This is a genomic window from Tepidicella baoligensis (assembly GCF_013432195.1).
GTDB classification, from domain to species: Bacteria; Pseudomonadota; Gammaproteobacteria; order Burkholderiales; family Burkholderiaceae_C; genus Tepidicella; species Tepidicella baoligensis.
The window spans coordinates 1-22,649 of sequence record NZ_JACCDB010000016.1 but is presented as its reverse complement, the minus strand read 5'-3'; the positions used below and the strand labels follow the sequence as shown (position 1 = coordinate 22,649).

Annotated in this window: 23 protein-coding genes, 1 tRNA gene and 1 pseudogene; 17 read left to right on the top strand and 8 right to left on the bottom strand. The window is 65.3% G+C overall.

Annotation, left to right across the window (positions count from 1 at the left end; translation table 11 throughout):
* Positions 1–12: 12 nt before the first annotated feature.
* A complete protein-coding gene (locus HZS63_RS12660) occupies positions 13–516 on the bottom strand; it encodes a c-type cytochrome (RefSeq protein WP_180684375.1) in 504 nt (167 codons plus the stop codon).
* 139 nt (positions 517–655) lie between these two features.
* On the opposite strand from HZS63_RS12660, the gene HZS63_RS12655 reads away from it, so the two are divergent.
* The 9 genes and pseudogenes from HZS63_RS12655 to proB all read left to right on the top strand — a co-directional run bounded on the left by HZS63_RS12655 (position 656) and on the right by proB (position 7,038).
* Positions 656–731 (top strand) — tRNA-Arg (locus HZS63_RS12655).
* Between the two features lie 74 nt (positions 732–805).
* Complete coding sequence (rfaH, locus tag HZS63_RS12650) at positions 806–1,303, top strand: transcription/translation regulatory transformer protein RfaH (RefSeq protein WP_180684374.1); 498 nt, start codon at positions 806–808, stop codon at positions 1,301–1,303.
* 470 nt (positions 1,304–1,773) lie between these two features.
* A pseudogene (locus HZS63_RS12645) lies at positions 1,774–3,330 on the top strand (polysaccharide biosynthesis protein); the annotation flags it as partial.
* Between the two features lie 74 nt (positions 3,331–3,404).
* Entirely contained in the window at positions 3,405–3,686 is a 282-nt protein-coding gene (locus HZS63_RS12640) for a BrnT family toxin (RefSeq protein WP_180684372.1), read from the top strand.
* Positions 3,661–3,996 carry a helix-turn-helix domain-containing protein gene (locus HZS63_RS12635; RefSeq protein WP_180684371.1) on the top strand — a complete coding sequence of 112 codons (336 nt, stop codon included), beginning with the start codon at positions 3,661–3,663 and terminating at the stop codon, positions 3,994–3,996. Before HZS63_RS12640 ends, HZS63_RS12635 begins: the two co-directional genes overlap by 26 nt.
* Positions 3,997–4,121: 125 nt before the next feature.
* Positions 4,122–4,433: a 50S ribosomal protein L21 gene (gene rplU / locus HZS63_RS12630; protein WP_180684370.1), complete on the top strand. Its 312-nt coding sequence runs from the start codon at positions 4,122–4,124 to the stop codon at positions 4,431–4,433.
* 13 nt (positions 4,434–4,446) lie between these two features.
* Complete coding sequence (gene rpmA / locus HZS63_RS12625) at positions 4,447–4,704, top strand: 50S ribosomal protein L27 (RefSeq protein WP_180684369.1); 258 nt, start codon at positions 4,447–4,449, stop codon at positions 4,702–4,704.
* Between the two features lie 92 nt (positions 4,705–4,796).
* Entirely contained in the window at positions 4,797–5,855 is a 1,059-nt protein-coding gene (gene cgtA, locus HZS63_RS12620; RefSeq protein WP_180684368.1) for an Obg family GTPase CgtA, read from the top strand.
* A 7-nt stretch (positions 5,856–5,862) separates the two neighbouring features.
* Entirely contained in the window at positions 5,863–7,038 is a 1,176-nt protein-coding gene (gene proB / locus HZS63_RS12615; RefSeq protein WP_180684367.1) for a glutamate 5-kinase, read from the top strand.
* Between the two features lie 2 nt (positions 7,039–7,040).
* Here the strand turns inward: proB and HZS63_RS12610 are convergent, their stop codons facing one another.
* Both HZS63_RS12610 and HZS63_RS12605 read right to left on the bottom strand, forming a co-directional pair.
* Entirely contained in the window at positions 7,041–7,577 is a 537-nt protein-coding gene (locus tag HZS63_RS12610) for a CNP1-like family protein (protein WP_219339191.1), read from the bottom strand.
* Complete coding sequence (locus HZS63_RS12605) at positions 7,574–8,254, bottom strand: RNA pyrophosphohydrolase (protein ID WP_180684366.1); 681 nt, start codon at positions 8,252–8,254, stop codon at positions 7,574–7,576. The genes HZS63_RS12610 and HZS63_RS12605 overlap by 4 nt, the downstream gene beginning before the upstream one ends.
* 130 nt (positions 8,255–8,384) lie before the next feature.
* Here HZS63_RS12605 and HZS63_RS12600 point away from each other — a divergent pair, with 130 nt between their 5' ends.
* Together HZS63_RS12600 and HZS63_RS12595 are read left to right on the top strand one after the other, a co-directional pair.
* A complete protein-coding gene (locus HZS63_RS12600; protein ID WP_180684365.1) occupies positions 8,385–10,130 on the top strand; it encodes a proline--tRNA ligase in 1,746 nt (581 codons plus the stop codon).
* A 10-nt stretch (positions 10,131–10,140) separates the two neighbouring features.
* Entirely contained in the window at positions 10,141–10,773 is a 633-nt protein-coding gene (locus tag HZS63_RS12595; RefSeq protein WP_425505963.1) for a lytic transglycosylase domain-containing protein, read from the top strand.
* A 25-nt stretch (positions 10,774–10,798) separates the two neighbouring features.
* On the opposite strand, the gene HZS63_RS12590 is transcribed toward HZS63_RS12595, so the two are convergent.
* From HZS63_RS12590 to hemA, 5 genes are all read right to left on the bottom strand, one after another.
* Positions 10,799–11,800, bottom strand: a complete 1,002-nt coding sequence (locus HZS63_RS12590) for an AAA family ATPase (protein ID WP_180684363.1) — start codon at positions 11,798–11,800, stop codon at positions 10,799–10,801.
* Positions 11,801–11,919: 119 nt separating this feature from the next.
* On the bottom strand, positions 11,920–12,246 hold the full coding sequence (grxD, locus tag HZS63_RS12585) for a Grx4 family monothiol glutaredoxin (protein WP_180684362.1): 327 nt from the start codon (positions 12,244–12,246) through the stop codon (positions 11,920–11,922).
* Between the two features lie 45 nt (positions 12,247–12,291).
* Positions 12,292–13,155 (bottom strand): peptide chain release factor N(5)-glutamine methyltransferase, encoded by an 864-nt coding sequence (prmC, locus tag HZS63_RS12580; RefSeq protein ID WP_180684361.1) that lies wholly within the window; start codon positions 13,153–13,155, stop codon positions 12,292–12,294.
* Positions 13,152–14,267 carry a peptide chain release factor 1 gene (gene prfA / locus HZS63_RS12575; protein ID WP_180684360.1) on the bottom strand — a complete coding sequence of 372 codons (1,116 nt, stop codon included), beginning with the start codon at positions 14,265–14,267 and terminating at the stop codon, positions 13,152–13,154. Before prfA ends, prmC begins: the two co-directional genes overlap by 4 nt.
* Complete coding sequence (gene hemA / locus HZS63_RS12570; protein WP_180684359.1) at positions 14,264–15,541, bottom strand: glutamyl-tRNA reductase; 1,278 nt, start codon at positions 15,539–15,541, stop codon at positions 14,264–14,266. Before hemA ends, prfA begins: the two co-directional genes overlap by 4 nt.
* 46 nt (positions 15,542–15,587) lie before the next feature.
* Here hemA and HZS63_RS12565 point away from each other — a divergent pair, with 46 nt between their 5' ends.
* The 6 genes from HZS63_RS12565 (at position 15,588) to HZS63_RS12540 (ending at position 22,581) form a co-directional block, all read left to right on the top strand.
* Positions 15,588–15,872, top strand: coding sequence for a hypothetical protein (locus tag HZS63_RS12565; protein WP_180684358.1), 285 nt, complete (start codon positions 15,588–15,590; stop codon positions 15,870–15,872).
* A gap of 104 nt (positions 15,873–15,976) precedes the next feature.
* The gene (locus HZS63_RS12560; protein ID WP_180684357.1) at positions 15,977–19,888 is read left to right on the top strand and encodes a DUF3683 domain-containing protein; all 3,912 of its coding nucleotides are present in this window, start codon (positions 15,977–15,979) and stop codon (positions 19,886–19,888) included.
* Positions 19,885–20,340, top strand: a complete 456-nt coding sequence (locus HZS63_RS12555; RefSeq protein WP_180684356.1) for an HIT domain-containing protein — start codon at positions 19,885–19,887, stop codon at positions 20,338–20,340. The genes HZS63_RS12560 and HZS63_RS12555 overlap by 4 nt, the downstream gene beginning before the upstream one ends.
* A gap of 54 nt (positions 20,341–20,394) precedes the next feature.
* Positions 20,395–20,811 carry a gamma-butyrobetaine hydroxylase family protein gene (locus HZS63_RS12550; protein WP_180684355.1) on the top strand — a complete coding sequence of 139 codons (417 nt, stop codon included), beginning with the start codon at positions 20,395–20,397 and terminating at the stop codon, positions 20,809–20,811.
* Positions 20,812–20,842: 31 nt separating this feature from the next.
* Positions 20,843–21,574 (top strand): bifunctional demethylmenaquinone methyltransferase/2-methoxy-6-polyprenyl-1,4-benzoquinol methylase UbiE, encoded by a 732-nt coding sequence (ubiE, locus tag HZS63_RS12545; RefSeq protein WP_180684354.1) that lies wholly within the window; start codon positions 20,843–20,845, stop codon positions 21,572–21,574.
* Between the two features lie 38 nt (positions 21,575–21,612).
* Entirely contained in the window at positions 21,613–22,581 is a 969-nt protein-coding gene (locus HZS63_RS12540) for a Tim44 domain-containing protein (RefSeq protein WP_180684353.1), read from the top strand.
* The last annotated feature ends 68 nt before the right edge of the window (positions 22,582–22,649 follow it).

Below are 22,649 nucleotides of genomic sequence, written 5' to 3'. Positions count from 1 at the left end.
GGGTACGGGGGGTTATTCGGCGGGAGCGGGTTGAGCCGGTTCCTCGTAGTTGGCGCCGCCGGAATTCACCAGGAACACCACGGCACGGGCGATTTCCAGATCCTCGAAAGCGCCACCGGATTGCGGGCCCATGGCACCCTTGCCCTGCAGGGCAGATTTCACCAAATTATCCAGCCCGGCACCCAGGCGTGAAGCCCAATCAGCGGCAGAGCCGAACTTGGGCGCACCCACGAGGCCTGCGTCATGGCAAGCCGCGCACTGGGCGCGATAGACGGCCTCGCCGTTTTGCAGCACGCGGTTGGCGTCCCGCAGCTCCACCGAGCCAACGCGCTGGATGCGAATGGCCGTGGCCAGTTCCTGATTGTCGGTGCCGGGAGAAGGCTTGTCGGCCCGCGTGACGAAATACACCAGACCAATGATCAGGAACACCGGAACCACAAACGAGAAGAAGGCCGTCCAAAACAGTTGCTTGGGCGTCTTGATGGGGCCGGTATGGTCGTCGTGCGCGTCGCTCATGAAAATCCTCAGGGTGCTGGTGCAGAAGATAGGGCCGTACTGCCCGCCTGATGCGTTCAGGAATCCGGCGATTATAGTCGTTCACCGCAGCCCACGAACCGCCGGCGGCTTGGCGCCTGCTAGAATCCAGGCTGGTCCAGCGGCTGTAGCTCAGTGGATAGAGTATTGGCCTCCGAAGCCAAGGGTCGTGGGTTCGATCCCCGCCAGCCGCGCCACCATCAGTCAATGCCCCAGCCCCCGGCTGGCGGACGTACAATGCTGACCATTAAAACAGCCAGCGGAGGTGGTCATGCACTGGTATCTCGTCCATACCAAACCCAGACAGGAAAAATGCGCCCTGGAAAACCTCCAGCGCCAAGGGTTCGAGTGCTATCTGCCCACCCTCCCAGTTGAGAAGCTCTGCCAGGGCATGCTGAAGGTGACGGACCAACCCCTGTTTCCACGTTACCTGTTCATTCGCCTGGGCCAGGGGGATTCGGCCCCAAGCTGGGCGCCCATCCGTTCGACCAAAGGCGTCAGCCGTTTGGTGAGCTTTGGAGGCGAGCCGGCCAAGGTGGCCGACAGCCTGGTCGATGCCCTGCGGGCGCAAGAGGCAGCGGTTCAGGCCGCGCCGCAGCGGCTGTTCCAACCGGGCGGCCGTGTCCGCCTGACGGAAGCCCCCTTTGCCGGCATCGAAGGCATCTACCACATGGCCGATGGCGAGCGCCGCGTCATGGTGTTGATCGAACTGCTCTCCAAGCAAGTACAGGTGCGGGTTGCCCCAGCCCACCTGCGCAAGGTCGGCTGAAGCAAAGCCGGCGCTTTTTTCAGTGCCATGCCGCTGTGGCACAATATCGCACCCTATCGGGCTTTTGCAGCACTGTGCTGCTCTCACAAAAGCCCGGAATCCCCAGCTGAACCCCCTGACCGCGCTTGCCGATCGTGAAACGGCAGGGCGGTAGCGTGCTTCGACAGCTTGCGTTAATAACGTTCAACCCAGATTGTCCATCAGCCTTTTTCGTGGATTTGGCGCAAGCTACGAGCCGTAACCCCCAGCGTCACCAGAAAACTCACCAGAAACGCCACCAGCAAAACGTTCATTCCCTTTCCAACCCTTTTACCCCGAGCACTGCCATAAGCCGCTGGTTGGTTGTACCCGTCCGTTCACCCGGCACCAGTTGCGAGTTCCGCGAATGCGGTGTGACGGATTTCGGCGACGTTTGCCTCATTCGTTAATCCTTTCAAGCAAGTTGTTCAAGTAATCTACAGCCGCATCGGAACTCTCTTCCGGTGGTGGGCTTCTTGGACGACGATGATCGCCTGCACGGCCATGTACTCGACGGTTATCCCATCTACAACCCGGACGATCTGGATCAACTGGTCACCACGCTGAACATCAACGACGTGCTGCTGGCCATGCCCAGCCTGTCACGACGGCGTCGCAACGAGATACTGAGCCATATCCGCAGCGCCCATGTGGCCGTGCGCACCCTGCCTAGTGTGACCGATCTGGCCCAGGGCAAGGTGAGCATCTCGGACCTGCGGGAACTCGACATCGACGATCTGCTGGGCCGCGAGCCCGTCGCGCCCAACCACATCCTGCTGGCCAAGAACATCGTGGGTAAGGTGGTGCTGGTGACGGGAGCGGGAGGCTCCATCGGCAGCGAACTGTGCCGCCAGATTCTGGCCGTGGCACCGGCCAAGTTGCTGCTGGTCGAGCAGAGCGAATTCGCCCTGTACGCCATTCACCAGGAGTTGGAACAAAAGCTGGCCTCGCAGACGGCGCCTCAGGCCCCCGTGCTGGTGCCCCTGCTGGCCTCGGTACAAGATGGCGACCGCATGCGCGAAATCATGTCCACCTGGCACCCGGACACGGTTTACCACGCCTCCGCGTATAAGCTTGTGCCGCTGGTGGAGCACAACCCGGCGGCGGGCATCAAGAACAACGTGCTGGGCACGCTGCGCACCGCCCAGGCGGCCATGGAGGCCGGTGTGAGGGATTTTGTGCTCATCAGCACCGACAAGGCGGTGCGCCCCACCAATGTGATGGGCGCCAGCAAGCGCCTGGCCGAAATGGCCCTGCAGGCGCTGGCCGCCACGCAAACCGGCACCACGTTCAGCATGGTGCGCTTCGGTAATGTGCTGGACTCGTCGGGTTCGGTGGTGCCCAGGTTCCGCCAGCAGATCCGCGACGGCGGGCCGATCACGCTCACCCACCCGGAGGTGACGCGCTACTTCATGACCATTCCGGAGGCAGCGCAGCTGGTCATCCAGGCCGGTGCCATGGCCAAGGGCGGCGACGTGTTCGTGCTGGACATGGGCGAGCCGGTGAAGATCATGGAGCTGGCGCGGCGCATGGTGGAACTCTCGGGCCTGACGGTGAAGGACGAGCAAAACCCCGAGGGCGACATCGAGATCGCCGTGACCGGCCTGCGCCCCGGCGAAAAGCTCTACNAGATCATGGAGCTGGCGCGGCGCATGGTGGAACTCTCGGGCCTGACGGTGAAGGACGAGCAAAACCCCGAGGGCGACATCGAGATCGCCGTGACCGGCCTGCGCCCCGGCGAAAAGCTCTACGAAGAGCTGCTGATCGGCGACAACCCCAAGCCGACCTTGCACCCGCGCATCATGAAAGCCCACGAGGAGTTCATCCCCTGGGCCGAATTCGAGGCCAAGCTCAACGCGCTGGAAATCGCTCTGAACGTGAACGACGTGGGCGTGATTCGCTTGATGATGCAGCAACTGGTGGCCGGCTACACCCCCGGCGACGACATCGTGGACTGGGTGTACCTAGAGCAGGAGGCCGAGGCGCAGGCGTTGGGAGTCGCAGGTTGAGACTGACCGCATCAGCGTTGAAGGCCGACGCCGATGGGCTTGCCTAAAGTCGTTCATTGAACTACACTTTGCCCATGAATTTCGAGTGGGATGAAGGCAAGAGCGATGCTTGTTTTCGGGATCGAGGGTTTGATTTCGCTTACGCAGCGTCAGCCTTTGCTGATCCGGACCGGATCATCCGGCGAGACACTCGTCACAGCTATGGCGAAGATCGCTATCAGCTGATTGGGCGTATCGATGGTCGCCTGTTCGTCCTCGTTTACACACTGCGTCATGATGCGATCCGAATCATCTCTGCTCGAAAAGCCAACTCACGAGAGGTGAAGCGCTATGAAAACCGTTCGCATGACGATTGACGTACAAAATCCGATGGCCAAGCCAGTGGGCCGGATGGACGCCGCGCGGGTGGATGCAACGACCGAGGCTGATATTGCCAAGCATAAAGCCGCCGATGACGCAGAGGCCATGCAGGATGCCGCCAAGTTTGCGCGCCGCGTACGCCGGCGACTGGGGTTTAGCCAGGCGGAGTTTGCCGAGCGCATTGACGTTTCACTAGACACGATCAGGAACTGGGAACAGGGAAAACGCTGTCCAACCGGTGCTGCCAAGGCCTTGCTGAAGGTATTGGACAAAGCGCCCGAAGCCGCGCTGGCCGCTTTGCATTGACCCGCGCCCTTGCCCGCAAACCCAAGCGTTGAAGGCCGACTTTGGCTTGCAAAAGCCGATCTGCGCAACTATAATGCACAGTTCAGCGGAAATCCGTTCGCTGGAATCACCATTTGAGGTTACCTATGTACGCGGTCATAAAAACCGGCGGCAAGCAGTATCGCGTTGCCGTTGGCGAAAAATTGAAAGTAGAACAGATTGCTGCGGACGTGGGCCAAGAGATCGTGATCGACCAGGTGTTGGCCGTCGGCAACGGCGACAGCATCAAGGTGGGCACCCCCTTGGTCTCCGGCGCAACGGTCACGGCCACTGTGGTCGGCCACGGTCGTGGCGACAAGGTGCGCATCTTCAAGATGCGCCGTCGCAAGCACTACCAGAAGCGCCAGGGCCATCGTCAAAACTTCACCGAGCTGCAGATCGGCTCGATCAACGGCTAAGGAGTAGCACACCATGGCACAGAAAAAAGGCGGCGGCTCCACCCGCAACGGTCGCGACTCCAAGCCCAAGATGCTGGGCGTGAAGGTGTTCGGCGGCCAGGAAGTGTCGGCAGGCGCCATCATCGTGCGCCAGCGCGGCACCAAGTTCCATGCCGGTACCGGCACGGGCGTGGGTAAAGACCACACCATCTTCGCCACCGTGGACGGCAAGGTCAGCTTCGCCACCAAGGGGGCGCTGAACCGCAAGACGGTTTTCGTCACCCCCGCGTGACGACCTGCTGAGGCGGCTGCGGCTGCCCCGGCATGCCAAGGGCCCGCGCTTGCGGGCCTTTTGTGTTTCTTCGTTTCAGGGACAATCCAGCCATGAAGTTTGTTGACGAGGCCTACATCGAGGTCGCCGCCGGTGACGGCGGCAATGGCTGCGCGTCGTTCCGGCACGAGAAATACAAGGAATTCGGCGGCCCCGACGGCGGCGATGGCGGCCGGGGTGGCCATGTCTGGGCCTTGGCCGACGAAAACCTCAACACCCTGATCGACTTTCGCTACTCCCGCAAGTTCGAGGCCCCGCGCGGCGAACATGGCAAGGGCTCCGACATGTTTGGTGCCAAGGGGGAAGACATCGTCCTCAAAATGCCGGTGGGCACCATCATCCGCAACGCCGATACCGGCGAGGTGATGCACGAACTGCTGCGCCCGGGCGAGAAGATTCTGATCGCCAGGGGGGGCGACGGCGGTTTCGGGAACCTGCGCTTCAAGAGTGCCATCAACCGCGCCCCGCGCCAGAAAACCCTCGGTCATCCGGGGGAGCGGTTCAACCTGCAGCTCGAACTCAAGGTGCTGGCCGATGTGGGCCTGCTGGGCATGCCCAACGCCGGGAAGTCCACCTTCATCGCGGCCGTCTCCAACGCCCGACCCAAGATCGCCGACTACCCCTTCACCACGCTGCACCCCAACCTGGGCGTGGTGCGCGTGGGGCCGGAAAAGAGCTTCGTCATCGCCGACGTGCCGGGCCTGATCGAAGGGGCGTCCGAAGGCGCCGGGCTGGGCCACCAGTTCTTGCGCCATTTGCAGCGCACCCGATTGTTGTTGCACATCGTGGACCTGGCCCCGTTCGACGAGACGGTGGACCCGGTGGCACAGGCCAAGGCCATCGTCGAGGAGCTCAAGAAATACGATCCCGAACTCCATGCCAAGCCGCGCTGGCTGGTGCTCAACAAGCTGGACATGGTGCCGGCCGAGGAGCGTGAGGCGCGGGTGAAGGACTTCGTCAGGCGCTTGCGCTACAAAGGCCCGGTGTTCGAGATTTCGGCCCTGACCCGCGAAGGCTGCGAGCCGCTGGTGCAGAAAATCTTCCAGCACTTGGCGGCAACCCGTGACGCGGAAAAGCCCGCCGTCCATGTGGACCCCCGTTTCCGTGAATGACTGCATCATGACCGTCGAGTCCCCCGCGCTTGCCGTGGCCGCCCCGCAGGCCGCTCCCGCCGATGTGCTGCGAGCGGCGCGCCGCATCGTGGTCAAGGTCGGCTCCAGCCTGGTGACCAACGAGGGCAAGGGCTTGGACGAGGCCGCCATTGGCCAATGGAGCCAGCAGCTCAGCGCCCTGGTGCAAGAGGGGCGCGAGGTGATCATGGTCAGCAGCGGCGCGATTGCCGAAGGCATGAAGCGCCTGGGCTGGGTCAAGCGCCCGAAAGAAATCAACGAGCTGCAAGCCGCCGCCGCCGTGGGCCAGATGGGCTTGGTGCAGATGTACGAGACCAAGCTGCGCGAACTGGGCCTGCGCAGTGCCCAGGTGCTGCTCACCCACGCCGACCTGGCCGACCGCGAGCGCTACCTCAATGCCCGCTCCACGCTGCTGACGTTGCTGGAGCACCGGGTGGTGCCCGTGATCAACGAAAACGACACGGTGGTCAACGACGAGATCAAATTCGGCGACAACGATACCCTCGGTGCGCTGGTGGCCAACCTGGTGGAGGCAGACGTGCTGGTCATTCTGACCGACCAGAAAGGCCTCTACACCGCCGACCCGCGCAAGGACCCGACCGCCCGGTTCGTGCACGTGGCGCGCGCCGGTGACCCCAAGCTGGAGGAAATGGCCGGTGGTGCCGGTTCGCGCATCGGCACCGGGGGCATGATCACCAAGATCCTCGCGGCCAAGCGGGCGGCGGGTTCAGGGGCTTCCACCGTCATTGCATGGGGGCGGGAGCCGAACGCGCTGCTGCGCCTGCTGGCGGGCGAGCCCATCGGCACCTGCCTGATCGCCGACATGCCCAAAAAACAGGCGCGCAAGCAGTGGATGGCCGATCATCTGCAATTGCGCGGCGCGGTGATGGTGGACGATGGCGCCGTGGCCAAGATCGTGCAGGAGGGCAAGAGCCTGTTGCCGATCGGCATGACCGGGGTGGAGGGCGATTTCTCGCGGGGCGACGTGATCGCGATCCGCGATCTGCGGGGGGCCGAAGTGGCCCGTGGGCTGGCCAATTATTCGGCTGCCGAGGCGCGGCTGCTGTGCCGCAAGTCATCTGCCGATTTCGAGCGCCTGCTGGGCTATGCCGCCGAGCCCGAGATGATCCACCGCGACAACTTGGTGCTCACCCGGGTGGCGTGAGCTCAGTCGCGCCGTGACCGGCCCAGGCGCAGGTCGCGCAGCATGCGCTGGGGGTTGCCGTTGACCGTGGACCCTTCGCACAGGGCGGTGCGGGCCAGTGCCCAGGCGGGTCTGGCCACCGGGTGATCGCGCAGGCCCACCCAGTCTGCCTGGGCCGTGGCGCGCCATTCACCTTCCGTGGCCGAGAAGGGTGTTGGTAACGGCAAACGGTTCGGCGCCCAGCGGGCATAGGTTTTCATTTCGCCGGTCTGGCAACGCACGCCTTCGTACGAGACGTTCACGGCGCCGCTGCGGCTCTGGGCGACCATCACGTACCGAACCACGCCGTCGGAGCCAACCGACAGGGTGTCAGGCACCAGTCCGTAGCTCAGCTCGGAGTGGGTGGAGACTTCGAATGGGACCAGTTGCTCGGTCGAGAAGGCGGGCGGCGCCGGTACGTCGCTTTCCTTCCAGTCGAGTTCGTCGGCGCCCTGCCATTGGGCCTGGGCCGAGCAGGCCAGGCCAAGCAGACCGAGAGCCAGCAGGGAAAGGGTTTTCAAGGTGATGTGTCCGTGGGCGTAGGGGCGGGCGCAACGGCGGGCGCAGCCAGGGGGTGTTGGGGGTCCGGGTCGTAACTCGCACCCGGGGGGAGTTCCATGTGAGCCGGGATCGCCCGGGGGTGCGAGAGATGTGGATGCGGTGCCGACGCAGCCCGGGGCTGGCGTGGCCGCGCGTTGGCACGCAGGAAGCGGTTGCGGTGGTCTGACTTGGGCAGGTAGCGCGACAGTTCGGTCAAGGCCATTTCGTAAACGCCCCGTTTGAACTCGACCACCACATCCAAGGGTACCCAGTAGTCGTTCCAGCGCCAGGCGTCGAACTCCGGGTGGTTGGTGGCGCGCAGGTTCAAATTCCAGTCGCCACCGACCAGCCGCAGCAGAAACCAGATCTGTTTCTGGCCTTTGTAGTGACCGCGTGCATCCCGGCGGATGAAGCGGTCTGGCACTTCGTAGCGCAACCAGTCCCGCGTGCGGGCAATGATGGTCACGTGCTCTGGCTTGAGGCCGATCTCCTCGTGCAGTTCGCGGTACATGGCTTGTTCCGGGGTTTCGCCCCGGTCGATGCCGCCCTGCGGAAACTGCCAGGAGTGGGTGCGGATGCGCTTGCCCCAGAACACCTGATTCTTCTGGTTGAGCAGAATGATGCCGACATTGGGCCTGAAGCCGTCTCTGTCAAGCATAATCAACCCCAAATTTTTAAACTGTCTCGATTATGCATCGTTGACTTCGGCTTGGGTAGCATCTCCCGGGGTAATCCCCAGGTTTGCCCTCGGGCCGGCAACGTCCGGCAGGGTCGTGCGTCGTCCATCCATGAAAGCCTCCCAGTTCTTCATTTCCACCCTCAAAGAAGCCCCGGCCGATGCCGAGGTCATCAGCCACCAGCTCATGATGCGCGCCGGCATGATCAAAAAGCTCGGCGCCGGCATCTACACCTACATGCCCATGGGCCTGCGGGTGATCCAGAAGGTGGAGAAGATCATTCGCGAGGAGATGAATGCGGCCGGCGCGGTGGAGCTGACCATGCCCGTGGTCCAGCCCGCCGAGCTGTGGCAGGAGACCGGGCGCTTCGCCAAGATGGGCCCGGAGCTGCTGCGCATCAAGGACCGGCACGAGCGCGACTTCGTGGTGCAGCCCACCAGCGAGGAGGTGGTGACCGACATCGCGCGCCAGGAGCTGCGCAGCTACAAGCAGCTGCCCAAGAACTTCTACCAGATCCAGACCAAGTTCCGCGACGAGCGGCGGCCGCGCTTCGGCCTGATGCGCGGGCGCGAGTTCATCATGAAGGACGCCTACAGCTTCGACCGCGACCGCGAGTCGGCGCAGGCCAGCTATCAGGTGATGGCGCAGGCGTACCGCCGCATCTTCGACCGCTTCGGGTTGACCTACCGGGCGGTGGCCGCCGACAGCGGCGCCATCGGTGGCGACTTGAGCGAGGAGTTCCAGGTCATCGCCGCCACCGGCGAGGACGCCATCGTCTATTGCCCCAGCAGCGACTACGCCGCCAACATCGAAAAGGCCGAGGCGCTGGCGCCGCAGGGGCCGCGCCCGGCCCCGTCCCGGCCGCTGGTCAAGACGCCCACGCCGGGCAAGAGCACCTGCGCCCAGGTGGCCGAGTTCTTGGGTGTGCCGCTGTCCACCACGGTCAAGTCCATCGTGCTGGCCACCGACGAGATCAACGAGCGCGACGAAGTCGTCAAGACCACGGTGTGGCTGCTGCTGCTGCGCGGCGACCACGACATGAACGAGGTCAAGGTCGGCAAGCTGCCGGGCCTGGACCTGGGCTTTCGCTTTGCGACCGAGGCCGAGATCGTCGAGCACTTCGGCTGCCGGCCCGGCTACCTGGGGCCGTTGAACCTGAAGCGCCCGGTCACTGTGGTGGCCGACCGCGAAGTGGCGGTGATGGCCGACTGGATTTGCGGCGCCAACGAGGTGGACCACCACCTCACCGGCGTGAACTGGGGCCGCGACCTGCCCGAGCCGGACCTGGTGGCCGATATTCGCAACGTCGTGGCGGGCGACCCCTCGCCCGACGGCAAGGGGGTGCTTGCCATCGAGCGCGGCATCGAGGTCGGCCATGTGTTCTACCTGGGCACCAAGTACAGCCGCGCCATGAATGCCACCTTCCTGGACGAGGACGGCAAGCCCAAGCCCTTCGAGATGGGCTGCTACGGCATCGGCGTGACGCGCCTGCCGGCGGCGGCCATCGAGCAGAACCACGACGAGCGTGGCATCATCTGGCCCGACGCGATCGCCCCGTTCACCGTGGTGATTTGCCCGATCGGCATGGACCGGAGCGACGCCGTGAAGGCTGCCGCCGAGCAGTTGCATGACCAGCTCGCCGCCATGGGTGTGGATGTGATGCTGGACGACCGCGGCGAGCGCCCCGGGGCCATGTTCGCCGACTGGGAGTTGATTGGTGTGCCGCACCGTGTCACCATTGGCGACAAGGGCCTGAAGGAAGGCGTTGTGGAGTACCAGCACCGCCGTGACCGCGCCGCCACCCGGGTGGCCGTGGCCGAGGTGCTGGGCCTGCTGAAGGAGAGGCTGGGGGTGTGAGATGGTGCGGGTGGCGGGGCTGTCTGCCCAAGGCGAGCAGCGCCGGTTGGCCTTGCGCGCCGGCGCTGCGGGCTTGACCGCGTGGGCCTGCCCGGCCTGGGTGCAGGCCAGCCAGATCGAGGAGCCCCTGTCCGATTCGGTGCGCCAGGCTTTGCGCGCGGCGGTGGAGTTTGCCGGGCCGCCCGAACCCGAATTCGTTTCGCCCGAGGCGCGGATCGCCTATCTGCGTTGGCTCGGTGAGCTCAGCCCCCGGTTGCAGCGGCGCAAGCCGCAACTGCAGGACCGCATCGAGTTCTTGCAAACCGTGTGGTACGAAAGCCGCCGGGCCGGGCTGGAGGAATCCCTGGTGTTGGGGGTGATTCAGGTGGAAAGCGCTTTTCGCAAATTTGCGATCTCGCCCGTGGGCGCGCGCGGCTACATGCAGATCATGCCGTTTTGGGCCCGCTTGATTGGCGACGGCGACCCGGCCAAGCTGTTTCACCTGCAGACCAACATCCGCTTCGGCTGCGTGATCCTGCGCCACTACCTGGACATGGAGGGCGGCGATCTGTTCCTGGCGCTGGGGCGCTACAACGGCAGCCGGGGCCGCGCCACCTACCCGAACGCCGTGTTCGCCGCCCAGCGCCAGTGGCGACTGGCCTGATGGGCGGTGGTCGGGCTTTGCGCCGCTATTCCAGGAAGCCGATGCGCGACTTGCCGTGACCGGTCTTGGGCAGATCGCGTACCTCGATGGCCTCGCGCCGCTCCAGCCGTGCGTTGCCGAAGCCGGTCATGAGGGCGCGGCGCATCTCGCGTGGCGCCAGGGTGGCGAGCTGGTCCAGCACGTCGTCCGAGGGGGCTTCGGCAAACAGCCGTCCCCAATCGTGCTCCCGGCGCAGGTTCTGGTAGATCTGGCGGGCGATCTGGCGGGCCGCCTCGGGGCTGGGGGGCTCGATCTGGAACACGTTCATCCGGTTCAGGATGGGTTCGGGGATGGCGCGTTCGTCGTTGGCGGTGGTGATCCAGATCACCTGGCTGGCGTCGATGGGCACTTCGGCGAATTCATCCACGAAGCGCTGGGCGGTGTCGTGTTCGAGCAGGCTGTATAGGGCACCCAGCGGGTCGTACTGGGCGTCGGCACTGGCCTTGTCGATTTCATCGACCACGATCACCGGGTTGGCGTACTGGCCGTCCACCAGCGCCTCGAACACCTTGCCGGGCTTGGCGCCCTTCCATTGGGACGAGGAGCCCGACAACAACCAGCCGGCGGTCATGGAGCTCATGGGCACCAGGCTCATGGTGGTGCCCAGGAGTTCGGCCAGCTTGTGGGCAAAGTGGGTCTTGCCCACGCCGGGCGGGCCCAGCAGCAGCATGGGGGTGACTTCCAGGTGGTCCTGGCTGTCTTGAGCCAGCGCCACGTGGCGTTTCACGTCGTCCAGCGCGGCGTCGAAATTGGGCAACTGTTCGTAGAGCGGGGCCATGTCCGGCACCCCCGACGGCTTGACGGCGAAGCGCTGCGGGCCGCGCTCCAGCATGCGTTCATAGGTGCTGCGCAGGCTTTCGTGTTCGCGTTCGTTGCCCTGGGACTGCAACTTGGCGAGTTTGCGCTCCACATCGTCTTCGCGGAACACATTGCGCATGCGGGCGATCGGCAGCCCTACAGAGGGGACGGCGAGGCTGGTGGTGCTCATCGGGATCTCCTTTCAACGCTGTCAATATTCAAGCACAAATCGTGCCTGTGCTCAACGTCGGGGAAAAACCGATGGACAGATGCATGGAGGGCCGTTTAGCGGCCCGAGGCCCCAAGCGTTCAACCGGCGGAGCCGGCGAGCACCTGCTGCAGCTCGCCGGACTCGTACATTTCCATCATGATGTCGGAGCCGCCGATGAATTCACCCCTGACGTACAGCTGCGGAATGGTGGGCCAATGGCTGTACTCTTTGATGCCCTGACGGATTTCGGGGTCTTCCAGCACGTTGACCGTGGTCAGTGAGCGGGGGTCCACGCCACAGGCCTTGAGGATCTGGACCGCGCGGCCGGAAAAGCCACACATGGGAAAACTTGCTGTGCCTTTCATGAAAAGCACGATGTCGTGGGATTTGACCAGTTGATCGATGCGTTGCTGAACGTCGCTCATGGGTTGCCTCTCTGGAGGGTGGAGGGGAATCGGGACAAACCCGCATTATCGCTTCGGGGCCGCCGCCGTGCAGGCCGGCGCCTGTGCGCCGGTGCAGCGGGTGTGGCCTGCCAGGTCCTGTCGATGCAGGATGCCGTGGTAACCCTGGGCCTGGAGCAGGGCGGCCACGTCGCGGGCTTGGTCCCAGCCGTGCTCCAGCAGCAGCCAGCCGTCGGGGGCGAGGTGGCGCGGGGCGGTGGCGATGATTTCGCGCAGGTCGTCCAGTCCGTCAGCGCCGGCGACGAGGGCTCGAGCGGGTTCGTGTCGCAGGGCGGGCAGGTGTGGGTCGTCGGCACGGATGTAGGGCGGGTTGCTGACGATGAGGTCGAACCGTTCGGGGGCCGAGGCAGGCCAGTCGCGCAGCCAGTGGTTGTGCAGGCCGTGCACCGGCAGGTTCAGGCGTTGGGCGTTAGCCATGGCCACGGCGAGGGCGTCGGCGCTGGCGTCCACGGCCCAGACCTCGGCGTCGGGGCGCAGGTGTTGCAGGGCGAGGGCGATGGCGCCGCTGCCGGTGCCCAGGTCCAGCACGCGCGGCGCCGCTCGGGGAGCCAGCACGTGCAGCGCCCATTCGACCAGGGTCTCGGTGTCCGGGCGCGGGTCGAGCACACGGGCATCGACCTGCAAGCGCAATCCGAAAAATGCCCGTTCGCCCGTGAGATAGGCCACAGGCACACCATCCAGGCGCCGCTGGCACAGGGCGCTGAAGCGTTCCTCTTCGCTGGGGGAGAGCGCGTCGCTGTCGTGGGCGATCAACCAGGCCCGCTCGTGCAGGGGTTTGCCCAATGCGTGCAGCAGCAGGATCTGCGCGTCGAGCCGCTCCAACCCGCGCTGTTGAGCCTGCTGCAGAGCGGCGCGCAGCGTCAGGGTCACGCCAAGGTCCCGAGGGCGGCCTGTTCGGCGCGTTGTTCCAGCTCGGCCATCAGCTCCGCGCCGCGCGCGACTTGCAGGGCCTGGATCACCTCGTCCAGGTCGCCTTCCATGATGAGCCCGAGCTTGTAGAGCGTCAGGTTGATGCGGTGGTCGGTGAGCCGACCCTGCGGGAAGTTGTAGGTGCGAATGCGGTCGCTGCGGTCGCCGCTGCCGATCAGGCCCTTGCGTTCGGCCGCTTCCCGGGCGGCGCGCTCGCTGCGTTCCTTTTCCTGCAGGCGCGCTTGCAGCACCTGCAGGGCCTTGGCCTTGTTGCTGTGCTGGCTGCGGCCGTCCTGGCATTCGGCGACGATGCCGGTGGGCAGGTGCACCACCCGCACGGCGGAGTCGGTCTTGTTGATGTGCTGGCCGCCTGCGCCGCTGGCGCGGAAGGTGTCGATGCGCAGGTCGGCCGGGTTGAGGTGGATGGCCTCGGCCTCGTCGGGCTCGGGCATCACCGCAACCGTGCAGGCGCTGGTGTGGATGCGGCCCTGGCTTTCGGTGACGGGCACGCGCTGCACCCGATGGCCGCCGGATTCGAAGCGCAGCAAGCCATAGGCCCGTGGCCCCACGATGCGCAGCACCAGTTCCTTGTAGCCGCCGAGTTCGGCCGGGGACTCGCTGACGGTTTCGACGCGCCAACCTTGGCGCTCCGCATAGCGGGTGTACATACGCGCCAGGTCGCCGGCGAACAGGGCGGCTTCGTCGCCGCCGGTGCCGGCCCTGATTTCGAGAAAGGCGTTGCGCTCATCGTCCGGGTCGCGGGGCACCAGCCGTGCGTGCAGCTCCGCTTCCAGTGCGGCCAGGTCGGCTTCGGCGGCGGCGATTTCCTCCCTGGCCATGGCGGCGAGGTCGGGATCGTCGTCCTGGGCCATGGCGCGGGCTGCATGCCAATCGGCCTCGCGTTGCAGGTAGCGCAGATAGGGCTGGACCACGGCGTCGGTGTCGGCGTGTTCGCGGGTGAGCTGCCGGAATCGCTCGATGTCGTCCACGGCGTCGGGGGCGCTGAGCAGTGCGTCGAGTTCGTGCAGCCGCAGCCGTTGGCGCTCGAGCGTGTCGCGGACGAACGGCTTCATGACCGGCCCGTGCCCCGCAGGAACAGGCGGGAGACGGTCTCGGCGGCCGCCTGTCGGGTGCGCTCGTCGCCAGCATGCAGCTCGGCCAGGGCGCCATGGAGCATTTTCTGGGTCAGGCCGCGCGACAGGGCTTCCAGCACCACTTCCACGTCTTCGCCCTTGGCCAACAGCTTGCGCGCCCGGGCCAGCTCGGCGGCGCGCCAGGCGTCGGTCTGGGCGTTGAGTTCGCGGATCAGCCCGACCACGCCGACCCGTGGGTCGCGCTGCTGCAACCAGTGCATGAAGCTTTGCACCCCGGCGTCGATGATGGCTTCGGCCTGGGCCACGGCGGCCTGCCTGCTGTCCTTGCCGGTCTGCACCACGGCGGCGAGGTCGTCCACAGTGTAGAGATAGACGTCGTCGAGCTCCTTGACCTCGGCCTCGATGTCGCGCGGCACCGCCAGGTCCACCATGAACATGGGGCGATGGCGGCGTTTTTTCAGGGCGCGCTCGACCGCGCCCAGGCCGATGAGCGGCAGGGTGGAGGCGGTGCAGCTGATGACGGCGTCGAATTCGTGCAGGCGATCGGGCAGATCGGAGAGCCGCAGCACCTCGGCGCCGAAGCGGGTGGCGAGTTTTTCGCCGCGCTCCAGGGTGCGGTTGGCGATGGCCATGCCCTTGGGGTGCTTGGCAGCGAAGTGGGTGGCGGCGAGTTCGATCATCTCGCCGGCGCCCACGAACAGCACCCGAATGTCTTTGAGGTCTTCGAACAACTGCCCGGCCAGGCGGACGGCGGCGGCCGTCATGCTGATCGAGTGGGCACCGATTTCGGTGGAACTGCGCACCTGCTTGGCCACGGCGAAAGAGCGCTGGAACAGCTGGTGCAGGGTGGTGCCCAATGCCCCAGCGGCATCCGCGGCGCGCACGGCGTCTTTCATTTGGCCCAGGATCTGGGCTTCACCCAGCACCATGCTGTCCAACCCGCTGGCCACGCGAAAGGCGTGCCGCGCGGCTTCGCTTTCCTGCAGCACATAAGCGTGGTCGAGCAGGGCCTGGGGCGAGACGCCGCCCGTCTGGGCGAGCCACTGCACCGTGGGTTCCACGGCGAGTTCGTCGCAGGCGCAGTAGATTTCGGTGCGGTTGCAAGTGGACAGCAGCGTGGCCTCGGGCTGGCGGGCCAGGGAAGCGCGGAAGCGCGCCAGCGTCGAGGGCAGTTGGTCGAGGGCGAACGCGAAACGGCCCCGCAGGTCCAGCGGAGCGGTCTGATGATTGATGCCGAGCGCCCAGACTGCCATAAGCCTCCGATTATAAAATCGGCGCTCCCAAGGAAACGCCATCCGCATGAACATCCTGGCTGCTGGCCTGCATCTGCTGCACGTGTTGCTGCCTGCTCTGGCTTTGTCCGCATTGCTGGCCCCGGCGATGGTGCGGTGGCGCCGCGGACCCGGCCGGCCTCAGGGGGCGCGCTGGAAGAGCCTGCTGTGGGGATGGCTGCTGCTGTCGGTGCTGGGGGGCGTGGTCATGCTGGCCGGGTTGTGGTGGCATGGGCGCGATGGGCTGCTGTCCACCTATGCGGCTCTGGTGCTGGTGTTGGGCACGGCGGTGGCGATCCGGCGCTCCCTTTGATCGAGCCCCTGTCGGCCATAGGTGCATACCGCTGGGAACGCCCAGGCGGTGTTGCGCTGCGGTAACATCTGCGGCCCAGCGTTGTGCTGCCAGTGCCCACCGATATGAACGCGCCCATTCCGCTCCAGCATGTGCTTGAAGCCGCCCCTGACACGCCGCGATTGCGCGAAATCCCGTACAACTACACCTCGTTTTCCGATCGGGAGATCGTCATTCGCCTGCTGGGTGAGCGCGCCTGGCAGGTGCTCGAGCAGTTGCGCGAGGAACGCCACACCGGCCGCTCGGCCCGCATGTTGTACGAGGTGCTGGGCGACATCTGGGTGGTGCAGCGCAACCCTTATCTGCACGACGACCTGTTGGACAACCCCAAGCGCCGCGCCGCGCTGGTCGATGCCCTGCACCACCGCCTGGGCGAGGTGGAAAAGCGCCGTCGGCCCCAGGAGGACGGCGAGCGCGACGCCCTGGTGGGTGAGCTGCTCGCTGCTGCGCAACAGGCCGTGCGGGCGTTTGCCCGCTGGTTCGACGACATGGCCGCGTTGCGCCAGCGCGTGGCGCGTGCGCTGCGCCGTCACACCGCCAAGGACAACATCAAATTCGACGGCCTCAGCCGCGTCAGCCATGTGACCGATGCCACCGACTGGCGCGTCGAATACCCCTTTGTGGTGCTGTGCCCCGACACCGAGGCCGAGATGGTCGGCCTGGTCCAAGCCTGCATCGAGCTGGAGCTGACCATCATCCCGCGTGGAGGCGGCACAGGCTACACCGGCGGTGCCATTCCGCTGACATGGAAGAGCGCGGTCATCAACACCGAGAAGCTCGAAGCCATGACCGAGGTCGAGCTGATCGACCTGCCCGGCGTGGACCACAAAGTCCCCACGATCTGGACCGAGGCCGGGGTGGTGACCCAGCGGGTGGCCGACGCCGCCGAACGTGCGGGCTTCGTGTTCGCCGTGGACCCGACCAGTGCCGAAGCCTCCTGCGTGGGCGGCAACATCGCCATGAACGCGGGCGGCAAGAAGGCCGTGCTGTGGGGCACCGCGCTGGACAATCTGGCCAGCTGGCGCATGGTCACGCCCGACGCGCAGTGGCTGCAGGTCACGCGCATCGGTCACAACCTGGGCAAGATCCACGACGCCGACGTGGCCAGCTTCGAGCTGCAGTATTTCGAGGCCGACGGCAAGACGCTGATCCGCACCGAACGGCTCGACATTCCCGGCAAGACCTTCCGCAAGGAAGGCCTGGGCAAGGACGTGACCGACAAGTTCCTCAGCGGCCTGCCCGGTGTGCAGAAAGAGGGCTGTGACGGCCTCATCACCAGTGCGCGCTGGGTGGTGCACCGCATGCCCGAGCACACGCGCACCGTGTGCCTGGAGTTCTTTGGCAACCCGAAGGATGCCGTGCCCTCGATCGTCGAAATCAAGGACTTCATGTTCGCCGAGCAGAAGCGCAGCGGCACGCTGCTGGCCGGCCTGGAGCACCTGGACGACCGCTACCTGCGCGCCGTGGGCTATTCCACCAAGAGCAAGCGCGGCGGGTTTCCCAAAATGGTGCTGATTGGCGACATCGTGGGCGACGACCCGGACGCCGTGGCCCGCGCCGCCAGCGAGGTGGTGCGGCTGGCCAATGGCCGCGCCGGCGAAGGCTTCGTTGCCGTCAGCCCCGAGGCGCGCAAGAAGTTCTGGGCCGACCGCAAGAAGACGGCGGCCATCAGCAAGCACACCAATGCGTTCAAGGTCAACGAGGACGTGGTGATCCCTCTGCCGCGCATGGGCGAATACACGCTCGGGATCGAGCGCATCAACATCGAGCTGAGCCTGCGCAACAAGATCAAGCTCACGCACGAGCTGGAGGCTTTTTTCTCGCGCGGCCACCTGCCTTTGGGCAAGGTGGAGGAGGCCGGCGAAATGCCTGGCCCCGAGACGGTGCAGGAGCACGTCGAGCGCGCATTGGGCGTCATTCGTGCCGCCCGCACCCAATGGCAAGCATGGATGGATGGGCTGGACACGACCCAGCCCGACACCGGGCGCACGTATTTCGAGCAGCTGCAAGACCACACCCTGCGCGCGAGCTGGAAAACCCAGATCCGCGAACCCTTGCGTGCCATCTTCACCGGCAGCGTGTTCGCGCCGGTGCTGCAGGAATGCCAGGCGATCCACAAACGCGTGCTCAAAGGGCGCGTCTGGGTGGCGCTGCACATGCACGCCGGCGACGGCAACGTGCACACCAACATCCCGGTCAACAGCGACGACTACGAGATGCTGCAGACCGCGCACGAGGCGGTGGACCGCATCATGGTGTTGGCGCGCAGCCTCGACGGCGTGATCTCGGGTGAGCACGGCATCGGCATCACCAAGCTGCAGTACCTGACCGACGAGGAACTGGCGCCGTTCACCGGCTACAAGCAGAAGGTGGATCCGCATGGCCGCTTCAACCGGGGCAAGCTGTTGCGCCAAGGCGCGCTGTTCGAGCAGCCCGACCAACGCCGAGCCGACCTCAGCATGGCTTACACCCCCAGTTTCGGGCTCATGGGCTATGAGTCGCTCATCATGCAGCAGAGCGACATTGGCGCCATCGCCGACTCGGTGAAAAACTGCCTGCGCTGCGGCAAGTGCAAGCCGGTGTGCTCGACCCATGTGCCGCGCGCCAACCTGCTCTACAGCCCGCGCAACAAGATCCTGGCCACCTCGTTGCTGATCGAGGCCTTCCTGTACGAGGAGCAAACCCGCCGCGGCATCAGCATCAAGCATTGGGAGGAGTTCGAGGACGTGGCCGACCATTGCACCGTCTGCCACAAGTGCGAAAGCCCCTGTCCGGTGAAGATCGACTTCGGCGACGTGTCCATGAACATGCGCAACCTGCTGCGCAAGATGGGGCGCAAGACGTGGCGTCCGGGCAATGCGGCCGCCATGTTCATGCTCAACGCCACCAATCCCGAAACCATCAAGCTGGCCCGGGCCGCCATGGTGGGGGTGGGCTTCAAGGCGCAGCGTTTCGCGCACAACCTGCTCAAGGGCTTGGCGCGCAAGCAGACCAGTTCGCCGCCGGCCACGGTCGGGGCTCCTCCGATCAAGGAACAGGTCATCCACTTCATCAACAAGAAGTTGCCCGGTGGACTGCCGAAAAAGACGGCGCGCGCCTTGCTCGACATCGAGGACAGGAACTACGTCCCCATCATCCGCAACCCCCGGACGACCACCAGCGACAGCGAGGCGGTGTTCTATTTCCCCGGCTGCGGCTCCGAGCGCCTGTTCAGCCAGGTGGGCCTGGCCACCCAGGCCATGCTCTGGCATGCCGGGGTACAGACCGTGCTCCCGCCAGGCTACCTGTGCTGCGGCTACCCGCAGCGCGGCAGTGGCCAGTACGACAAAGCCGAGAAGATCATCACCGACAATCGGGTGCTGTTCCACCGCGTGGCCAACACGCTCAACTACCTCGACATCAAGACCGTGGTGGTGAGCTGCGGCACCTGCTACGACCAGTTGCAGGGCTACCAGTTCGACAAGATCTTCCCCGGCTGCCGCATCATCGACATCCACGAATTCTTGCTGGAAAAGGGCATCACGCTCGAGGCCAAGGGCGCCTACCTGTACCACGACCCTTGCCACACGCCCATGAAGCTGCAAGACCCGATGGCCACGGTCAAGGCATTGGTGGGTGACACCGTGGTCAAGGCCGACCGCTGCTGTGGTGAGTCGGGCACGCTGGGCGTGACGCGCCCCGACATCTCGACCCAGGTGCGCTTCCGCAAGGAAGAGGAGCTGCGCAAGAATGCCGAGCAGCTTGCGCAACTGGCGAAACAGAACGGCGTGGCCGTGCCTCAGGGCAAGACCAAGATTCTCACCAGCTGCCCGAGCTGCTACCAGGGCCTGAGCCGCTATGGCGACGACCTGAACAACGGCTTGCTGGAGGCCGACTACATCGTGGTGGAAATGGCCAACCAGATCCTGGGCCCGAACTGGATGCCCGACTACGTGGCCCAGGCCAATGCCGGGGGTATCGAGCGGGTGCTGGTGTGAGCCAAGCGGTTTCCTGCCCGTTGTGCGCCGACGACGGCGGCTGGGTGCTGTGGCGTCAGGCCGAGCTGCGTATCGTGCGTGTCACGGGTGCCGAAGCCACGGGCTTTCCCGGTTTCTACCGCGTCATCTGGAATGCCCATGTGGCCGAGTGGACCGATTTGTCCGAAGCCGAGCAGGGCCTGCTCATGCGGGCGGTCGCTGGCGTGGAGCGGGCGGTGCGCAAGCACCTGCAGCCGACCAAGGTCAACCTGGCTTCGTTGGGCAACATGGTGCCCCATCTGCATTGGCATGTGATTGCCCGCTACGACTGGGACAGCCATTTCCCCGCCCCGCTGTGGGCCGCCGCCCGACGCGCGTCTCATCCGGAGCGGCTCGACGCCATCGTCTCGCGCCTGCCCGCTTGCGATGCCGCCATCGCCGGCGGGGTGTTTCGATCGCGCACCGCCGCGTGACGGGCCGGCCGCGTTAGCATCCCTTTCATAGAGGCACACCCAGGAGCAGCACCCATGGCCGGACTCGACAGACAAAGCCCTTATCCGCAAGACATCACGGTTCATGCCCAGTCCCGCATGCTCGAGATCGCGTTTTCCGACGGGGCCCGTTTCCGGATTCCGTTCGAGCTGATGCGGATTTACTCCCCGTCGGCCGAAGTCCAGGGCCATGGGCCAGGGCAGGAGGTGCTGCAAACCGGCAAGCGCGACGTTGGCATCGTGGCGCTGGAGCCGGTGGGCAACTATGCCGTTCAACCCACCTTCTCAGACGGACACGACTCCGGCATCTTCAGTTGGGACTACCTCTACTTCCTGGGGGCCAAACAGGAGGAACTGTGGGCCGACTACGAGCGCCGCTTGGCCGAGGCCGGTCTGGACCGCGATGCGCCCATGCCCGACAAAGCCGCTTCGGCCTGCGGGCACCACCATTGAGCCGTTCCGTGTAGCGGCTACCATTGCACCCATGAGCCAAACCCATTTCGGATTCGAGACGGTGGACGAGCGTGACAAGGCGCGTCGCGTGCGCGGCGTGTTCGATTCGGTCGCGTCCCACTATGACCTGATGAACGACCTGATGTCTGCCGGGCTGCACCGATGGTGGAAGCGCTACACCATCACGGTGGCCAACCCGCGCCCCGGCGATCGGGTGCTCGACATCGCGGGTGGCACCGGCGATCTGGCTTTGGCCATCGCGCCGCTGGTGGCGCCTACCGGCACCGTGGTGCATACCGACATCAATGAATCCATGCTGCGTGAGGGCCGCGATCGCCTGCTCGACCGAGGCGTGGTTTTGCCCACGCTGGTCTGCGATGCCGAGCAATTGCCCTTTGCCGACAGCTGGTTCGATATCGTGACCGTGGCGTTTGGGCTGCGCAACATGACACACAAGGAACTTGCGCTGCAGGAAATGAATCGAGTCCTCAGGCCCGGGGGCAAACTGATGGTGCTGGAGTTCTCCAAGGTGGCGCCGCCCTTGCAAAAGGCATACGACTGGTACAGCTTCAACATCCTGCCCAAGTTGGGTCGATGGGTGGCGAAAGACGAAGCCAGCTACCGTTACCTGGCGGAATCCATCCGCATGCACCCGGACCAGGAAACCTTGCGTGCCATGATGCGTGGCGCCGGCTTCGGGCATGTGGATGTGCACAACCTGACCGCGGGCGTGACGGCCTTGCACGTGGGCATCAAGTGTTGAATGATGGATTCTCATTGGACGAAAGAAGCGAGAGAAGCATGAAATTCTGGTCTGTGTGTCTGGCGTTGGTGATGGTGCTGTCCTCTACGGAGGTCTGGGCCCAGAAGCGCCTGGGGGGCGGCATGTCGTTTGGCAAGCAGTCGGGCAACGTGACGCAGCGCAACACCCCGGCCCAGCCGGCCCAGGCGCCGACGCAAAACACGACCCAGAACACGAACGCCGCCAACCGGCCTGCCTCCACGCCGAATCAGGCGCCGGCTTCCCGGCCTTGGGGAGCGATGCTGGGAGGGCTGGCGGCAGGTCTCGGTCTTGCTTGGCTGGCCTCCGCGTTGGGCTTTGGTGAAGGGTTTGCCCAATTCCTGCTGTTGCTGCTGGTGGGCGTGGCCATCCTCGCGGTGATCGGCATGATCCGCCGCTCCCGTGCAGCGGCCCAGTCTTCCCCGCTGGCATTCCAGGGCGCTGGCCAGGCGGCCGCGCGCAGCTACAGCCCGAACAACGTCGGCAACGATGCCTCGGCACGCCCGTGGGAACGTGGCAACAGCACCTTCGGCCAGCAGGAGCCGGCCGGCAACGGCGGCAGCCTCATCGGCTCTGCCCTCAGCGGCCCGCAGACCTGGGGCATTCCCGCCGGTTTCGATACCGAAGGCTTTTTGCGCGCGTCCAAGGCCAACTTCATCAAGCTGCAAGACGCCTGGGACCGTGCCGACATTCCCGCCCTGCGCGCGATGATGACCGACGAGATGATCGAGCAGATCCAGGCCCAGCTGGCCGACCGCGAGCGGCAGTCCGGTGGTGCCCCCAACAAGACGGAAGTCGTGATGCTGGATGCGCAGCTGCTGGGCATCGAGGAGCTGGATGATGAATACATGGCCAGCGTCGAGTTCTCGGGCATGATCCGGGAGGAACCCTCGGCCGGACCCAACCCCTTCCGCGAGGTGTGGAACATCACCCGCCCCAAGGCCGGCAACGGGGGCTGGCTGGTGGCGGGCGTGCAGGCGTTGCAGTAAGCGCAGGCCAGTTCCTTCCGTTTGCCCAAGGGCCTCTGCGGAGGTCCTTTTCTTGTGCGCCCAGCATG

Excerpts from the sequence above, each read along its gene's own strand:
- HZS63_RS12540 (WP_180684353.1), top strand. The coding sequence starts at position 21,613 with ATGAAATTCTGGTCTGTGTGTCTGGCGTTGGTGATGGTGCTGTCCTCT.
- HZS63_RS12640 (WP_180684372.1), top strand. The coding sequence starts at position 3,405 with ATGAATTTCGAGTGGGATGAAGGCAAGAGCGATGCTTGTTTTCGGGAT.
- HZS63_RS12600 (WP_180684365.1), top strand. The coding sequence starts at position 8,385 with ATGAAAGCCTCCCAGTTCTTCATTTCCACCCTCAAAGAAGCCCCGGCC.
- grxD (WP_180684362.1), bottom strand. The coding sequence starts at position 12,246 with ATGAGCGACGTTCAGCAACGCATCGATCAACTGGTCAAATCCCACGAC.
- rfaH (WP_180684374.1), top strand. The coding sequence starts at position 806 with ATGCACTGGTATCTCGTCCATACCAAACCCAGACAGGAAAAATGCGCC.
- HZS63_RS12565 (WP_180684358.1), top strand. The coding sequence starts at position 15,588 with ATGAACATCCTGGCTGCTGGCCTGCATCTGCTGCACGTGTTGCTGCCT.
- rplU (WP_180684370.1), top strand. The coding sequence starts at position 4,122 with ATGTACGCGGTCATAAAAACCGGCGGCAAGCAGTATCGCGTTGCCGTT.
- prfA (WP_180684360.1), bottom strand. The coding sequence starts at position 14,267 with ATGAAGCCGTTCGTCCGCGACACGCTCGAGCGCCAACGGCTGCGGCTG.
- hemA (WP_180684359.1), bottom strand. The coding sequence starts at position 15,541 with ATGGCAGTCTGGGCGCTCGGCATCAATCATCAGACCGCTCCGCTGGAC.
- ubiE (WP_180684354.1), top strand. The coding sequence starts at position 20,843 with ATGAGCCAAACCCATTTCGGATTCGAGACGGTGGACGAGCGTGACAAG.
- HZS63_RS12660 (WP_180684375.1), bottom strand. The coding sequence starts at position 516 with ATGAGCGACGCGCACGACGACCATACCGGCCCCATCAAGACGCCCAAG.
- cgtA (WP_180684368.1), top strand. The coding sequence starts at position 4,797 with ATGAAGTTTGTTGACGAGGCCTACATCGAGGTCGCCGCCGGTGACGGC.
- HZS63_RS12590 (WP_180684363.1), bottom strand. The coding sequence starts at position 11,800 with ATGAGCACCACCAGCCTCGCCGTCCCCTCTGTAGGGCTGCCGATCGCC.
- HZS63_RS12560 (WP_180684357.1), top strand. The coding sequence starts at position 15,977 with ATGAACGCGCCCATTCCGCTCCAGCATGTGCTTGAAGCCGCCCCTGAC.
- HZS63_RS12635 (WP_180684371.1), top strand. The coding sequence starts at position 3,661 with ATGAAAACCGTTCGCATGACGATTGACGTACAAAATCCGATGGCCAAG.
- HZS63_RS12605 (WP_180684366.1), bottom strand. The coding sequence starts at position 8,254 with ATGCTTGACAGAGACGGCTTCAGGCCCAATGTCGGCATCATTCTGCTC.
- HZS63_RS12550 (WP_180684355.1), top strand. The coding sequence starts at position 20,395 with ATGGCCGGACTCGACAGACAAAGCCCTTATCCGCAAGACATCACGGTT.
- proB (WP_180684367.1), top strand. The coding sequence starts at position 5,863 with ATGACCGTCGAGTCCCCCGCGCTTGCCGTGGCCGCCCCGCAGGCCGCT.
- rpmA (WP_180684369.1), top strand. The coding sequence starts at position 4,447 with ATGGCACAGAAAAAAGGCGGCGGCTCCACCCGCAACGGTCGCGACTCC.